Source organism: Bacteroides sp. Ga6A2, from assembly GCF_000702225.1.
In the GTDB taxonomy this organism is placed as follows: Bacteria; Bacteroidota; Bacteroidia; order Bacteroidales; family Bacteroidaceae; genus Ga6A1.
In genome coordinates this window covers 22,125-37,914 of record NZ_JNKX01000015.1, presented here as the reverse complement: position 1 = coordinate 37,914, position 15,790 = coordinate 22,125, and the positions used below count along the sequence as shown (strand labels likewise).

Below are 15,790 nucleotides of genomic sequence, written 5' to 3'. Positions count from 1 at the left end.
GTTCAGACTTATGTATAGAATACAAGGCTGCGTGTACAAGCCTAAAGTTTGTATCGCGCTTGCTTACATAAAAGATATATCGCTGATAACGGAAGTGGAGTTAGCCCTCCGCTCCGTTGTTGGCGATTATTCTATATATAAATTAGATAAACATAAACAGGTAAAAGGATAAAAAGACACGATGGAACCATTGAAGCATGAATGCGGAGTTGTTATGATACGACTGCTGAAGCCGCTCGAGTACTATCAGCAGAAGTATGGCACATGGATGTATGGGCTTAACAAACTCTATCTGATGATGGAGAAACAGCACAACCGAGGACAAGAGGGCGCGGGCATGGCCTGCGTGAAACTTGAGGCTAATCCGGGCGAGGAATATATGTTTCGCGAGAAGGCTCTCGGCTCGGGGGCTATAACCGAGATTTTCTCGAACGTACACGCACAATACAAGGACCTCACGCCTCAGCAACTTACCGATGCCGACTATGCAAAAAAATGTCTTCCGTTTGCCGGCGAGCTTTACATGGGACATCTTCGCTACTCAACAACCGGAAAGAGCGGACTAACATACGTCCATCCGTTTTTGAGACGAAACAATTGGAGAGCCAAGAATCTATGTCTATGCGGCAATTTCAATATGACAAATGTCGATGAAGTCTTTGCTGATATCACGGCAAAAGGACAGCATCCACGAATATATTCGGATACTTACATAATGCTCGAGCAGGTGGGGCATCGTCTCGACCGCGAAAGCGAACGCCTGTACGCTCAGGCTACTGCCAAGGGACTTGAGGGCATGGATATCACCCGCTACATAGAGGATAATATTGACCTCACAAACGTTGTACGCTCGGCAAGTGCCCTCTGGGATGGCGGATATGTTGTATGCGGACTGACGGGAAGCGGCGAGTGCTTCTCGATGCGTGACCCTTGGGGAATCCGTCCTGCCTTCTGGTACAAGGACGACGAGGTGATGGTTCTTGCATCAGAACGCCCTGTAATCCAAACCGCTCTCGACCTCGAAGCCGACCAGATTAACGAGCTGAATCCGGGGCAGGCAATCTTGGTAAACAAGCGAGGCGAGGTTAAACTTTCGCAAATCATTGAGCCGAAGAATCCTAAGCCATGTGCATTCGAGCGCATCTACTTCAGCCGCGGTTCAGACCGCGACATCTACAAAGAGCGTAAGGCTCTTGGCCGCCAGCTTTTGCAGCCGATTCTCGAAGCCATCGATGGCGATGTAGACAATACTGTTTTCTCATTCATTCCAAACACAGCCGAGGTTGCATACTACGGAATGCTCGAGGGCTTCAAGGAGTATATGAATGAGCAGAAGATAAAGGAGATTGAAAGCCTTGACCATAAGCCTACGCACGAGGAACTGGCAAAGATTATGAATCGTTATGTTCGCGGCGAAAAGGTGGCAATAAAGGATATAAAACTGCGCACATTCATTGCCGAGGGCAACACCCGAAACGACCTTGCGGCGCACGTTTACGACATAACATACGGTAGCCTTCGTGCCGGAATCGACAATCTGGTGGTGATTGACGACAGCATCGTGCGCGGAACGACTCTCCGCGAGAGCATCATCCGCATTCTCGACCGTCTGCATCCGAAGAAAATAGTAATCGTTTCGTCTTCTCCGCAGATTCGCTATCCTGACTATTACGGTATCGACATGAGCAAGATGAGCGAGTTCATCGCCTTCAAGGCGGCAGTCGAACTTCTGAAAGACCGTCATCAGGAAAGCCTTATAACCGAAGTCTACGACAAGTGCAAGGCTCAGGTTGGATTGCCTAAGGAGCAGATGGTTAATTATGTTAAGGAAATCTACAGTCCGTTTACCGATAAGGACATCTCTCGCAAGATGGTTGAGATGCTGAAGGCTCCGGAGGTGAAGAGCGATATCGAGATTGTTTATCAGACCATCGACGGATTGCACAAGGCCTGCCCAAAGCATACGGGCGACTGGTACTTCAGCGGCGACTATCCAACGCCGGGCGGAGTGAGAATGGTAAACCAAGCCTTCATAAACTATGTGGAGCAAATTTACAATAAGCAAAAATAAAAGAATATAGATAAATCAAAGTAATGAGAAATGTAACACTAATCCTCGACGACGGGACAAAGTTTCACGGAAAGTCGTTTGGCTACGAAAAGCCAGTAGCAGGTGAGGTTGTCTTCAACACAGCGATGATGGGTTATCCGGAGAGCTTGACAGACCCTTCTTATGCTGGCCAGTTGATGACACTTACTTATCCTTTGGTTGGAAACTACGGCGTGCCTCCTTTCTCTGTTGAGAAGAACGGACTCGCAACTTTTATGGAGAGCGACAAGATTTACGCTTCTGCCATAATCGTGAGCGACTACAGCACCGAGTACAGCCACTGGAACGCAGTAGAGAGTCTTGCAGAGTGGCTTAAACGCGAGCAGGTGCCGGGCATTACCGGAATCGATACTCGTGAACTTACAAAGGTTTTGCGTGAGCACGGTGTAATGATGGGTAAGATTGTGTTTGATGATGAGCCAAACAATATTCCACAGGCTGACTACAACGGAGTGAACTTTGTTGACAAGGTTAGCTGCAAGGAGATTGTTAAGTACAACGAAGGTGCAGGAAAGAAGGTTGTGCTTGTTGACTGCGGCGTGAAGAACAACATCATCAGATGCCTTATAAACCGCGGTGTTGAGGTGATTCGTGTTCCTTGGAACTATGACTTTAACGACCTTGAGTTCGACGGATTGTTCCTTGCCAATGGTCCGGGCGACCCCGACACTTGCGAGGACGCTGTTGTAAACATCCGCAAGTTCCTTGCAAACCCTGTTGTTCGTCCTTGCATGGGAATCTGTATGGGTAACCAGTTGCTTTCTAAGGCTGCCGGCGCAAAGATTTACAAGCTCAAGTACGGTCACCGTAGTCATAACCAGCCTGTCCGCATGGTTGGAACAGAGAAGTGTTTCATAACCAGCCAGAATCACGGCTATGCAGTAGACTCTGACACGCTTGGCGCAGACTGGGAGCCATACTTCGTAAACATGAACGATGGCTCAAACGAAGGTATCCGCCACAAGAAGAATCCTTGGTTCTCAGCACAGTTCCACCCAGAGGCTTGCAGCGGCCCTGTTGACACAGAGTTCTTATTCGATGATTTTGTAAACTTGCTGAACAAGTAGTTCAAAACCGCTAAAAACAGAAAGATGAAACAAGAAAATATAAAGAAAGTATTGCTTTTAGGTTCTGGTGCCCTCAAGATTGGCGAAGCCGGCGAGTTCGACTACTCTGGTTCGCAGGCACTCAAGGCAATGAAGGAGGAGGGCGTAAAGACCATCCTTATCAATCCAAATATTGCAACAGTACAGACAAGCGAGGGCGTTGCCGATCAGGTTTACTTCCTGCCTGTCACTCCATTCTTCGTAGAGAAGGTTATCGAGAAGGAACGCCCAGACGGCATTCTGCTTGCCTTCGGCGGTCAGACTGCCCTTAACTGCGGTGTTGCCCTCTATCAGCAGGGCATTCTCGAGAAATATAATGTTCAGGTGCTCGGTACTCCTGTTCAGGCTATCATTGACACAGAAGACCGCGAACTCTTTGTTGAGAAACTTAACGAAATCGATGTTAAGACCATCAAGTCTGAGGCTTGCGAGAACATCGAGGAGGCACGCAAGGCTGCTGCTGAACTCGGCTACCCAGTCATCATCCGTGCAGCATACGCTCTTGGCGGCTTGGGCTCTGGCTTCTGCGACAACGAAGAGGAACTGAACAAGTTGGCTGAGAAGGCATTCTCATTCTCTCCTCAGGTTCTTGTAGAGAAGAGTCTCAAGGGCTGGAAGGAAATTGAGTATGAGGTTGTACGCGACCGTTACGACAACTGTATCACGGTTTGTAACATGGAGAATTTCGACCCACTCGGCATCCATACAGGTGAGAGTATCGTAATTGCCCCTTCTCAGACACTTACAAACTCTGAATATCACAAACTTCGTGCTCTTGCCATAAAGATTATCCGCCACATCGGAATCGTGGGCGAGTGTAACGTTCAGTATGCATTCGACCCTAAATCAGAGGATTACAGAGTTATCGAGGTTAATGCCCGCCTTAGCCGTTCATCTGCCTTGGCATCAAAGGCTACTGGTTATCCTTTGGCTTTCGTTGCTGCCAAGTTGGGTATGGGCTACGGATTGTTCGAACTTAAGAACTCAGTAACAAAGACAACAAGCGCATTCTTCGAGCCTGCTCTCGACTATGTTGTTTGTAAGATTCCTCGTTGGGATCTCGGCAAGTTCCACGGCGTAGACAAAGAGTTGGGTTCTTCAATGAAGTCGGTAGGCGAGGTTATGGCCATCGGCCGTACTTTCGAGGAGGCAATTCAGAAGGGCTTGCGTATGATTGGTCAGGGTATGCACGGCTTTGTTGAAAACAAGGAGATTGAGATTGCCGATATCGATTCTGCATTGAAGGCTCCTACAGATAAGCGTATCTTTATCATTGCCAAGGCTTTGCGTCAGGGCTACACAATCGATCAGATTCACGATTTGACAAAGATTGACAAGTGGTTCTTGCAGAAACTTAACAATATCCGCCAGACTGACAATGAGTTGCATGCTTGCAAGAGCATCAACGTTCTTGACAAGGAGTTGCTTCGCAAGGCTAAGATTCAGGGCTTCACCGACTTCCAGATTGGTCGTGCTCTCGGTCTTGAGGCAGAGATGGACAGCGAGCAGGCAATCATGGTTGTAAGAAACTATCGAAAGATGCACGGCATTGTTCCGGTAGTTAAGCAGATTGATACGCTTGCAGCCGAGTATCCTGCGCAGACAAACTATTTGTACCTTACATATAGCGGCGTAGCAAACGACGTCAAGTATCTTGGCGACAAGAAGAGTATCGTAGTCCTTGGTTCGGGTGCTTATCGTATCGGTTCGTCTGTAGAGTTCGACTGGTGCGGCGTTCAGGCTCTTAATACTGTCCGCAAGGAGGGTTACAGAAGCGTTATGATTAACTATAACCCAGAAACAGTTTCTACCGACTACGATATGTGCGACCGCCTCTACTTCGACGAGTTGACATTCGAGCGTGTTATGGATATTCTCGAGTTGGAGAATCCTCACGGCGTAATCGTATCAACTGGCGGTCAGATTCCGAATAACCTTGCTATGCGTCTTGATGCACAGCGTGTGCCACTGCTTGGTACAACAGCCCAGAGCATCGATAATGCCGAGGACCGCGACAAGTTCTCTGCAATGCTCGACCGTATCGGCGTAGACCAGCCAGAGTGGAGCGCGCTTACATCTATGGAAGATGTAAACAAGTTCATCGAGAAGGTTGGATTCCCTGTTCTTGTGCGTCCGTCATACGTTCTTTCTGGTGCGGCAATGAACGTCTGCTCAAATCAGGATGAGTTGGAGCGTTTCTTGAAACTCGCTGCAAACGTGAGCAAGAAGCACCCAGTCGTTATCAGCAAGTTCATGCTTAACACTAAGGAGGTTGAGATGGATGCCGTTGCAAGAAACGGCGAGATTATAGCATACGCGATCAGCGAGCATATTGAGTTTGCCGGCGTTCACTCTGGCGATGCAACAATTCAGTTCCCTGCTCAGAAACTTTATGTCGAGACTGTTCGTCGAATCAAGAAGATTTCCGGTCAGATTGCCAAGGAGTTGAAGATTAGCGGTCCGTTCAACATTCAGTTCCTTGCCCGCGACAACGAGATTAAGGTAATCGAGTGTAACCTTCGTGCTTCAAGAAGTTTCCCATTCGTAAGCAAGGTTTTGAAGATAAATCTCATCGAACTGGCCACAAAGGTAATGCTCGGCTTGCCGGTTGAGAAGCCAAACAAGAGCCTCTTCGACTTCGATTATGTCGGAATCAAGGCGAGCCAGTTCTCATTCAACCGTTTGCAGAAGGCCGACCCTGTTCTTGGTGTAGATATGGCATCAACTGGTGAGGTAGGCTGTCTGGGCGAGGATTCTAACTGCGCTCTTCTGAAGTCAATGCTTTCGGTAGGTATGCGTATTCCTGAGAAGAATATCTTGATCTCTGCCGGAGACTCTAAACAGAAGGCAAGTATGCTCGACAGTGTCAAACTGTTGGTTAAGAACGGCTACAAGATTTTCGCAACAGGCGGAACAAGCCGTTTCCTTTCGGATAATGGCATCGAGAACACTCTTGTTTACTGGCCAAGCGAGGAAGGCAAGCAGCCACAGGCTCTCGACATGCTTCACAACAAGGAAATCGATATGGTTGTAAATGTTCCAAAGAACCTCACGGTAGGCGAAATTGGCAACGGTTACAAACTCCGTCGTGCAGCGGTCGACTTGAATATTCCTCTTATCACAAATCCACGTCTTGCAAGCGCGTTTATCAATGCATTCTGCACAATTAAACTCGACGATCTTGCAATTCGCAGTTGGGAAGAGTACAAGTAAAAAAACGCTAACATTATAATTATGGGCAGTATCATCTCGATATTGCCCATTTTTTTCCTTACGACTGCTGAATATATGCTATATAACATGTTTATTCTTGATTAAAATCAATAATTTACTAATTTTATGCTAAAAAACATAGTTTTATTTGCATGATTTAGAAAGTTGTCGTATCTTTGCAATGTCAAAAGGAAAGAACAACAGTTCAGAGCTTGAGACAGAAAATAGGTAAAAAAAAGGTAAGAAATTGAGTTAAAATTGGGTAAAATGAAGAAGATATTTTTGACAGCGGTAGCTGTATTGGGATTTGCGGCAGCAGGTATGGCAGAGGATAAGGATGCTAACACTGCAAAGATTAAGGTCAACACTGCAAGATTGAGCACATACTTGAATCTTAGCGCATCACAGTATGACACAGTTGACGAGATTAACGCTTACTTCGAGAGTCAGATGGAAGATGCAAACCGCATTGCTGATGACTCAAAGAAAGCCGCAAAGGTTCGTAAAGCCGTAATGGGCAACTGCAAACTGATGAAGGAGAATCTTACAAAGGAGCAGTATGCTAAGTACCTTGAGGTAATCAATGTTACCTTGAACAACAAGGGCTTGAACGGCTATATGAAGTAATTATTTTTGAAGGTTATAGTATTTGTATTAAGGTTATAGTTAGTAATTTGGTGGAGACGCTGTGAAGCATCTCCACTTTTTTGTTTGTACTGAATCTGATTTTCTGAAATCATTTATTTCGAAGATTTTTTTGTAAAACCGCAGAAAAATGAAAATTTTGCATTATATTTGCACAATAACGTAATATAAAATGGGGATTTTCAATATTATGAAAAAAATAGCTTGTTTATTATTGGAGGTGACATTTGTTATGGCTATTATTGGTTGCTTTAGCGTAAAAGAAAAAGAACCAACTCCTAAGAAGGTAAATAAGAATCTTCCAGCCATAAGGGTTGAAGGAAAGTGTTTTATGAATGCCTACGGCGATACCGTCGTGTTTCGTGGTGTGTGCTGTTCCGACCCTGTCAAGTTAATTCGCGATGGAAAGTGGGACGAGCATTATTTTGAGGAGGCTTCGAACTTTGGGGCAAACGTGGTTCGTTTTGCCGTTCATCCCGAGAACATCAACAGCATGGGATGGGATTCGACCTTCGCTGCAATCGACAAAGGCGTTGAGTGGGCAAAGAAGCACAAAATGTATGTCGTTATGGACTGGCATTCAATCGGTAATCTGAAGGACGAGAAGTTCTTCAAGCCTATGTACAAGACAACAAAGGCTGAGACTTTCAAGTTCTGGAAAGAAGTAGCCATAAGATATCGAAGCGAGCCAGCCGTTGCCCTTTACGAACTTTTTAACGAGCCAACGACAAAGGCTGATGTCGATCTTGGTACGTGCCAATGGTACTCGTGGAAAAGTTTGATGGAAGAACTTATCGATACAATCAGAACATATAATCCTGAGGCAATTTGCATGTGTGCCGGCTTCAACTGGGCATACGACCTGACTCAGATTAAAAAGACTCCGATTGACCGCAAGAATATTGCTTACGTCTGCCATCCTTATCCGATGAAACGTGAGAAGCCTTGGGAGGAAAAGTGGGAGAAGGATTTCGGCTACGTGGCTGACACTTATCCTCTGTTCTGCTCGGAGATTGGTTATTGCCTGAAGGACGAAAAGGGTGCGCACATTCCGGTTATCTCGAACGATGAGTATGGTGTGGCTATTACAAGGTATCTCGAAAAGAAAGGTGCATCGTTTACGGCATGGTGTTTCGACCCTGATTGGGCACCTGTTCTCATTACCGACTGGAACTATACTCCGTCAACGCAGGGCGTGTTCTTCAGAGACTATCTGAAAAGAGTAAACAACAGATAAAGGCGCGAAAATCGGAAAAAGAATATCTGTAACTATTACATTGTTACCGTGGTTACGAGTAGGTGGGTTTGTTGTAACAAACAAGTATGTCATTTGTTACATGCTATTGTTTGAAGAACCCGAAAACCGTAATTTTGTAATCAAATTTTTATAACCTATGTACAAATTTTTAGTTACAGTATTTCTGTTTATGACGAGCGTGGCATCGATAGCCGCGCCGCGTTTCGTTTCTTTCAAATCAGAAAAAAACACGTTTGCGGTTGCCAGCAAGGGCAAGGCTCTGAACATTCTTTTTGACATGAATGATGATGAGGGCGTTGCAATGGCAGCCAATAATCTGTGTGCCGATTTCAAGGCAGTTTCGGGAAACAAATCAAAGATTGTAGATAGTCCCGAAGCGCATTGTATCATTGTCGGCACGCTCAATTCTAAGTTTATCAGCCAGATTGTAAAATCGGGCAAGATAAATGAAAAAAATCTAAAAGGAAAGCGCGAGAAGTATCTCCTTCAGGTTATCGACAAGCCTATACCGGGCGTGAGCAAGGCTCTTGTCATTGCCGGAAGCGACAAGCGAGGCGCAATCTACGGAATCTACGAGTTGTCTCACCAGATGGGCGTTTCGCCTTGGTATTGGTTCATGGATGTTCCGACGAAGCATCGCGATGATGTGTTCATTAAGAAAGGTGTCTATACCGATGGTGAGTCAAAGGTTGAGTATCGCGGAATTTTCATTAACGATGAGTGGCCGGCGTTTGGTAACTGGGCTAACGAGAAATTCGGCGGAATAAACAGTAAGTGCTACGAACATATCTTCGAACTCGTCCTTCGTCTGAAAGGCAATTTCATGTGGCCTGCGATGTGGGGAAGTGCATTCTTCGACGATGACAAGGAGAACGGCGTTCTTGCAAACAAAATGGGCATCGTTATGGGAACATCGCACCACGAGCCTATGGATTTGGCTCAGCAGGACTGGAAGCGTCGCGGCAGCGGAGCGTGGAACTACGTTAAGAATGCCGAAGGACTGAAGAAGTTCTGGCAGAGCGGCATTGAGCGCAGCAAGAACTGGGAAACAATCGTAACCGTAGGAATGAGAGGCGATGGCGACGAGGCGATGGATGATACAGGCAACATCAAACTGCTGAACCAGATTATCGACGACCAGCGTAGCATCATCGAGAAGGTAACTGGTAAGAAAGCCGAAGAAACTCCGCAGGTGTGGGCATTGTATAAAGAAGTGCAGGATTATTACGACAACGGAATGAAAGTTCCTGATGACATTACGCTGCTTCTATGCGATGACAACTGGGGCAACGTGCGCCGTCTGCCTGCGCTCGACAGCAAGCCACGCAAGGGTGGTTATGGAATGTACTATCATTTCGACTATGTTGGTGCTCCGCGAAATACAAAATGGATTAACACGAACTCTGTTCCGAGAGCGTGGGAACAGTTGAATCTGACTTATAACTATGGAGTTAAGAAACTCTGGATTGTGAATGTAGGTGACCTCAAGCCGATGGAATATCCTATCACTTTCTTTTTGGATATGGCTTGGAATCCCGAGGCTTTCAATGCCGGAAACATTACTGCTCACACAACAAATTTCTGCAAGGAAATCTTTGGCGAGGAATATGGCGAAGAGGCATCTCGTCTTTACAGAGAATATGCTCAACTTATTCATCGTGTGACTCCCGAACTTCTGAATGCAACGACTTATTCGCTCGAGAATGGCGAATGGGAACTTGTTGCAGGTCAGTTTGCACAACTTAAGAATGATGTCGAGGCACTCGAAAATAAACTTCCTGCCGAATACAAAGATGCTTATTTTCAGTTAATTGGATATTCTGTTAAGGCAATGGCGTCAATCTATAATATGTATTATGCTCAGGCAATGAACCACAAGATGGCTCGCAAGCGCGATTTGAGTGCAAATGCGTGGGCAGATTGCGTAAAGAAGTGCTTCGATTACGATACTGAGTTGAAAAATCAGTATCACAGCATCGCCGGCGGCAAGTGGAATCATCTTATGGACCAGTCGCACATCGGCTACCGATTCTGGAACGAGCCGGGACCATACAACGTAATGCCCGATGTGGTTGTGTTCGGTGGCAAGTATGACGGAAGCATCAGCCTTCCAGAGCCTGTTAAATTCAAGCAAGAGTTGCCGGAAATCTATCGAGGCGGAAAGAAGTCTTTTGTCTTTGCCGAGTCTGACAGTTGCGTGAGCATCGAGGCTGAGCATTATTCGCGCTGCAAGAACGGTTCTGCCAAGTGGACCGTGATTCCTGAGGTTGGCAGAACGTTGAGCGGAATCACGACGATGCCGGTAACAACTCTGCCAAGCAAAATGTGGCTTGAATATGATTTCGAGACCGTTTCTGAGGCCGACGCATCTGTCGTTATACGCTTCGCTCCGACGCTTAACTTCAACAATACCGGACTTCGCTATGCCATAAGCATCGACGGCGGCGAGGAGAAAGAACTGAACATCAACGGCGACTACAACGGCGAACTCGGAATGATTCAGGCAATGCAGTGCATCGACAGCAAGTCGCAGTTCCACATCGGGAAAGGTAGTCATACGTTGCGCATCCGTCCGCTCGACAATGCTCTTGTGTTCCAGAAAATCATGATTTACCTCGGAGGCGTGAAGAAATCGTTCCTCGGACCGAAGGAAACATTCAAACTCTAAAAAATTATATTAAGAAATAGGATAATGAAGAAATCATTTTTAATTGCAGCCTTGTGTGCCGTAGCCATCGGCGCAAGTGCTCAGAAATGGACAGGAACATGGGCAACAGCCATGGAATACACGGGTAAGGGCGATATGCCTAAGATGAGTCTGGCAAACACATCTGTCCGTCAGATTGTTCGTCCGTCAATCAGTGGCATTGACAATACTTTCCGTATGGAACTTGGCAACGAGTTTGGCTCGGGCGATGTTGAGATTAAGGCGGTGTATGTTGCTCCGGCAAAGGATTCGTGCGACATAAATGTAAAAGAGGCTGTCTATCTGACGTTTGGCGGAAAGCGCAATGTCGTTATCCCAGCCAAGGGAAAGGTCGTTTCTGATGTCTGCAAGAAAGGTATCAAGCCTTATACAAACCTCAGCATCACAGTTTGTTACGGTGCAAAAGTTCCAGAGAATGCAACATCGCATCGCGGTTCGCGCACAACATCATACATAGCGCAAGGCGAGGTTAAGCCGAACAAACCGTTCAAGACTGTTGAGAAGGTTGTACATTGGTACAACATCTCGAAGATTGAGGTCAAATCAGAACTTTCGGCAATCGCTGTTCTCGGAAATTCAATTACCGATGGTCGCGGTACAACTACAGACAAGCAGAATCGCTGGACAGACATCATGTCGCAGTCTCTTTCCGACATGCAGAAGCCTTACGGTGTGCTGAATCTCGGCATCGGCGGAAACTGCGTTCTTTGGGGCGGAATCTCAGAGCCTGCAATGATTCGTTTCGACCGCGATATCCTTGGTCAGCAGAATGTCAGCAAGCTTATTATCTTCGAAGGAATCAACGATATCGGCTGTTCTAACGGCAAGTACGACGAGATTGTTGCAAAGCTCATCGACGGATATAAGGTGCTGATTGACAAGGCTCACAAGGCAGGTATGAAGGTCTACGGCGGAACAATCACTCCGTTCAAGGGCAACGGTTGGTACAGCTATTTCCACGAGGCTATGCGCCAGACTGTAAATGAATGGATTAGAACATCTGGAAGTTTCGACGGAGTTATCGATTTCGACCAGCTTGTTCGCAATCCTGAGCATCCTGATTGCCTGAAGAAGGAATTCAGCGACGACTGGCTTCATCTTAATCCTGCCGGTTACAAGGCGATGGGCGAGTATGCCGCAGGTATTGTAAAAGACTAACAATTAAATATTTATGCTTACACTTTATCTTGCTCGACACGGAGAGACAGAAGAGAATGTAGCACAGATACTGCAAGGTCATCTGCCTGGCTGCCTTACCCCAAAAGGTAGGGAGCAGGCAGATGGTCTTTGCCTTCAGTTGCAGAAAAGCGTTCAGGAGAAAATTGATGTTCTTCTGAGCAGCGATTTGCAGCGATGTCTGGACACGGCTGCGCCTGTGAGCCGCTATCTTGACATGCCGATAGAAAAATGCCGTCTGCTGCGCGAACGCGACTGGGGAAGTCTGACTGGTGCTCACATTCCAGACTTGAAGGGTCGCGAATTTCCAGCCGATGTTGAGTCGGTTGAGCAGATGTTCTCTCGTGCCGCTCAATTCCTCGAGTACGTCAGTCGGGAATACGACGGAAAGTGCGTTCTTGCCATCGGACACGGTTTGTTCGACAGAGTTATTCAGGCTTGTTTCGACGGCTGTACCATTGCCGACATTCCTCGCATGGGCAATGCCGAAATACGCAAACTCGTCATTCCGTCGGACTACAAAAACAGTCTTTCGGGCAACAAAAATGACGTTGAGAAAGCAGATAATTAAAAAATGCTTTTCAACATAAACCATAACTTTAATACATTTTGCTAATATATTGAACAATACTATTGTTACAAAAAAACAATAGTCATATTGTTAAAGAAACTTAATTTTTATTATCTACGAATTAGTAAATTTTATAGATTAAACGCAGATATTTTTAATTAAAGTTTGAAATATAAGCATTATATTTGCAATCGAAAAACAGAAAACATTATTAAAATCTATTAACAATGAGCATTACAATTCCAAGAGGCTACGCAAAGTATGTTTGCGCATCTCAAGATCTTATAGACTGGGCTGTCAACTTTGGTTTAAAAGACGGAATGTATAAGGTAGACAAGTACAGTGTTGAATACAACTCGGCGCATCAACTGTTTGTTTACTATTATAAGCGTAAACCGCTCGATACCGACAAACAATTACCTGCCAATGTTAGAGTACTTTTTGAGGATTAGTCAGTAATCCTCAAAAAGTACTCTGATTTTTCCGAAAAACTATACAATAATATAACAACAAAGCAACAAAGCAACAAAGCAACGACAATGTTATCTAAAGTTTATGGGGCTTCGGTGCAGGGAATAGAGGCATCGACAATAACTATCGAAGTAGACGCATCGCGCGGAATAAAGTTCTTTCTCGTCGGGTTGCCCGATGTAGCCGTTCGCGAGAGTCACGAACGAATAATGACTTCCATAACTCAGGCCGGAATAAAACTCCCGACAAGGCAGATTGTCATCAATATGGCTCCTGCCGACATCAAAAAAGAGGGCACGGTGTTCGATTTGCCTCTTGCCATCGGCATTCTGGCGGCTACCGAGGTTCTGGACGTAGCACAGAGCAAGCTCAACAAGTTTATGATAATGGGCGAGTTAGGCCTCGACGGAACTCTCCAGCCAATCCGCGGTGCTCTTACGATGGCTTTGAAGGCGAAGCGCGAAGGATTTGTGGGCATCGTTCTGCCGAAGGTGAATGCGCGCGAGGCTGCCGTGGTGGGTGGACTTGAGGTCTACGGCGTTGAGTCGTTGTCGGAGGTTATTGATTTCTTCAGATGCGATGTGCCTACCATCGAGCCAACCATTGTAGATGCCGCCGCTGAGTTTGCCGCCGCACAGGTTGACACGCCTTTCGATTTTGCCGATGTAAAAGGACAGGAGAGCGTTAAGCGTGCCATGGAAGTGGCTGCAAGCGGTGGTCACAACCTTATAATGATTGGTCCTCCGGGAGCAGGAAAGTCTATGATGGCAAAGCGATTGCCGGGCATTCTGCCGCCGCTGTCGCTGGCTGAGAGCCTCGAAACAACTCAGATTCACTCCATTGCAGGAAAAATCGGAGGAAACACGTCGCTCATCTCGCAGCGTCCGTTCCGCTCACCGCATCACACCATATCGCAGGTCGCGCTTGTGGGAGGAGGCGGAAATCCTCAGCCGGGCGAGATAAGTCTTGCGCACAACGGCGTGCTTTTTCTCGACGAACTTCCCGAACTATCCCGAACGGTTCTCGAAGTGCTCCGTCAGCCGCTCGAAGACCGGAAAATCACCATCAGTCGCTCAAAATACAGCGTTGAGTTCCCGTGCTCGTTCATGTTGATTGCCAGCATGAATCCTTGCCCGTGCGGATATTACGGCGACCCACTGCATCATTGTGTGTGCTCGCCGGGGCAGATTCAGCGTTATATGAACAGGATTAGCGGTCCGTTGCTCGACCGCATCGACATTCATTGCGAACTTCAGGCGGTGCCGTTTGCCAAACTCTCGCAGATGCAGCCGGGCGAGTCGAGCGCAGCCATCAGAGAGCGTGTAGTGAAGGCTCGCAAGATTCAGGAGGAGCGTTACAAGGATTTCGATGGAATTCATTGCAATGCCCAGATGACCGAGCGGATGATTCATCAGTTTGCCGAGCCTGATGCGGCATCGATGGAGATGCTTCGCAAGGCGATGGAGCGTCTGAAACTATCTGCTCGCGCCTACAACCGAATTCTTAAGGTTGCGCGCACCATTGCCGACCTCGAAGGCTCGGAGAAGATAAAGTCCAACCACATTGCCGAGGCAATAGGCTATCGCAGTCTCGACCGTGGCGACTGGGCAGAAAGAGGAGTTTGAAAAATAGAAAGTGAATATTGAAGATAAGGCGCAAAACGATTGCTAATTTCGTTTTTGCGCCTTATCTTTGCATAGATTTAAAAAGTTCAAAATTTAAGATGATTCTGAAATTCATAAATAGATTCTGGCACTTGTTATTTGTCTTGTTGGAAGTATTGCTGCTTATCCTTGTTATGTTTTGGTTGATGGTGACTCCGATGGTGGCAGAGAATATTGTTTATGTTTTATTACCTCTTGTTTTCGTGATGCTTCTTATAATATTCATAGTGAAAAGGATAAGAAAGATATTCGCCAAAAAGTCAGAAGTTCCGTCGGAAATAACAGTCCCTGATGATTGTGTTGTGTGTCTGCCAGAGTTTAACGTAAAATTAGATTCAATATGCAATATTGTCCCCGACACAATAAACATCTTGTTCCTATTCAAGTCTGGACAATCAATGTCAAAAGAATTTAGATATTGGGCTATGGATATGATGGAGAACGGTTTTCAGACGTCTGGAATAACTCAGTTGGCAGGCGAGGAACTGAATATGAATCCGTTTGAATTCAAGGCGCTTTTCGACAAAATTCTCTGCGAGCTTAACTGGAATTTTACAGATGAAGAAATCTATAGCCATTACGTCTTGTATATTGCCCAGAAGGTTCTTGACGGTGAAATGTCTTGCGATTGTGGCTTGGATTCATTATGTAATATTGCGTTGCCTTATTTCCATGAATTCGATTGGCTACGAGATAATATCAGTTTGTCGAAAGAAGGACTTTGGCCTTTTTGTGGCATAAACCGTGACAATTATGAAGAATGGATGCTGCTTTATTTCCAGAAAGTAATCTGGTATAACAAATTATAAGCATTGTCGGACTTTCCGTCTGCGATATTGAATATTTTTCTTACTTTTGCAAAGCGTTTT

At 46.1% G+C, this 15,790-nt stretch carries 11 protein-coding genes; all 11 read left to right on the top strand.

What is annotated here, in order from left to right; genetic code table 11:
• The first annotated feature begins 181 nt into the window (after window positions 1–181).
• The 11 genes from T538_RS0104825 (at window position 182) to T538_RS18800 (ending at window position 15,730) form a co-directional block, all read left to right on the top strand.
• Complete coding sequence (locus T538_RS0104825; protein ID WP_031532457.1) at window positions 182–2,071, top strand: amidophosphoribosyltransferase; 1,890 nt, start codon at window positions 182–184, stop codon at window positions 2,069–2,071.
• Between the two features lie 23 nt (window positions 2,072–2,094).
• Window positions 2,095–3,177 (top strand): glutamine-hydrolyzing carbamoyl-phosphate synthase small subunit, encoded by a 1,083-nt coding sequence (gene carA / locus T538_RS0104820; protein WP_031532456.1) that lies wholly within the window; start codon window positions 2,095–2,097, stop codon window positions 3,175–3,177.
• 24 nt (window positions 3,178–3,201) lie between these two features.
• The gene (carB, locus tag T538_RS0104815) at window positions 3,202–6,429 is read left to right on the top strand and encodes a carbamoyl-phosphate synthase (glutamine-hydrolyzing) large subunit (RefSeq protein WP_031532455.1); all 3,228 of its coding nucleotides are present in this window, start codon (window positions 3,202–3,204) and stop codon (window positions 6,427–6,429) included.
• A 267-nt stretch (window positions 6,430–6,696) separates the two neighbouring features.
• Window positions 6,697–7,056: a hypothetical protein gene (locus tag T538_RS0104810; RefSeq protein ID WP_031532454.1), complete on the top strand. Its 360-nt coding sequence runs from the start codon at window positions 6,697–6,699 to the stop codon at window positions 7,054–7,056.
• A 208-nt stretch (window positions 7,057–7,264) separates the two neighbouring features.
• Window positions 7,265–8,311, top strand: coding sequence for a glycoside hydrolase family 5 protein (locus T538_RS0104805; protein ID WP_197025749.1), 1,047 nt, complete (start codon window positions 7,265–7,267; stop codon window positions 8,309–8,311).
• A gap of 157 nt (window positions 8,312–8,468) precedes the next feature.
• Window positions 8,469–11,000 carry a glycosyl hydrolase 115 family protein gene (locus T538_RS0104800; RefSeq protein WP_031532452.1) on the top strand — a complete coding sequence of 844 codons (2,532 nt, stop codon included), beginning with the start codon at window positions 8,469–8,471 and terminating at the stop codon, window positions 10,998–11,000.
• Window positions 11,001–11,024: 24 nt separating this feature from the next.
• Window positions 11,025–12,197: an SGNH/GDSL hydrolase family protein gene (locus T538_RS0104795; protein ID WP_031532451.1), complete on the top strand. Its 1,173-nt coding sequence runs from the start codon at window positions 11,025–11,027 to the stop codon at window positions 12,195–12,197.
• A gap of 13 nt (window positions 12,198–12,210) precedes the next feature.
• Window positions 12,211–12,786 carry a histidine phosphatase family protein gene (locus T538_RS0104790; protein WP_051655880.1) on the top strand — a complete coding sequence of 192 codons (576 nt, stop codon included), beginning with the start codon at window positions 12,211–12,213 and terminating at the stop codon, window positions 12,784–12,786.
• 227 nt (window positions 12,787–13,013) lie between these two features.
• Window positions 13,014–13,238 carry a hypothetical protein gene (locus T538_RS0104785; protein ID WP_031532449.1) on the top strand — a complete coding sequence of 75 codons (225 nt, stop codon included), beginning with the start codon at window positions 13,014–13,016 and terminating at the stop codon, window positions 13,236–13,238.
• A gap of 87 nt (window positions 13,239–13,325) precedes the next feature.
• Window positions 13,326–14,882: a YifB family Mg chelatase-like AAA ATPase gene (locus T538_RS0104780; RefSeq protein ID WP_031532447.1), complete on the top strand. Its 1,557-nt coding sequence runs from the start codon at window positions 13,326–13,328 to the stop codon at window positions 14,880–14,882.
• A gap of 98 nt (window positions 14,883–14,980) precedes the next feature.
• On the top strand, window positions 14,981–15,730 hold the full coding sequence (locus tag T538_RS18800; protein WP_031540856.1) for a hypothetical protein: 750 nt from the start codon (window positions 14,981–14,983) through the stop codon (window positions 15,728–15,730).
• The last annotated feature ends 60 nt before the right edge of the window (window positions 15,731–15,790 follow it).

Coding starts and splice junctions, on each gene's coding strand:
- T538_RS0104785 (WP_031532449.1), top strand. CDS start 13,014: ATGAGCATTACAATTCCAAGAGGCTACGCAAAGTATGTTTGCGCATCT.
- T538_RS0104805 (WP_197025749.1), top strand. CDS start 7,265: ATGAAAAAAATAGCTTGTTTATTATTGGAGGTGACATTTGTTATGGCT.
- carA (WP_031532456.1), top strand. CDS start 2,095: ATGAGAAATGTAACACTAATCCTCGACGACGGGACAAAGTTTCACGGA.
- T538_RS0104780 (WP_031532447.1), top strand. CDS start 13,326: ATGTTATCTAAAGTTTATGGGGCTTCGGTGCAGGGAATAGAGGCATCG.
- T538_RS0104800 (WP_031532452.1), top strand. CDS start 8,469: ATGTACAAATTTTTAGTTACAGTATTTCTGTTTATGACGAGCGTGGCA.
- T538_RS0104825 (WP_031532457.1), top strand. CDS start 182: ATGGAACCATTGAAGCATGAATGCGGAGTTGTTATGATACGACTGCTG.
- T538_RS0104810 (WP_031532454.1), top strand. CDS start 6,697: ATGAAGAAGATATTTTTGACAGCGGTAGCTGTATTGGGATTTGCGGCA.
- carB (WP_031532455.1), top strand. CDS start 3,202: ATGAAACAAGAAAATATAAAGAAAGTATTGCTTTTAGGTTCTGGTGCC.
- T538_RS0104795 (WP_031532451.1), top strand. CDS start 11,025: ATGAAGAAATCATTTTTAATTGCAGCCTTGTGTGCCGTAGCCATCGGC.
- T538_RS0104790 (WP_051655880.1), top strand. CDS start 12,211: ATGCTTACACTTTATCTTGCTCGACACGGAGAGACAGAAGAGAATGTA.
- T538_RS18800 (WP_031540856.1), top strand. CDS start 14,981: ATGATTCTGAAATTCATAAATAGATTCTGGCACTTGTTATTTGTCTTG.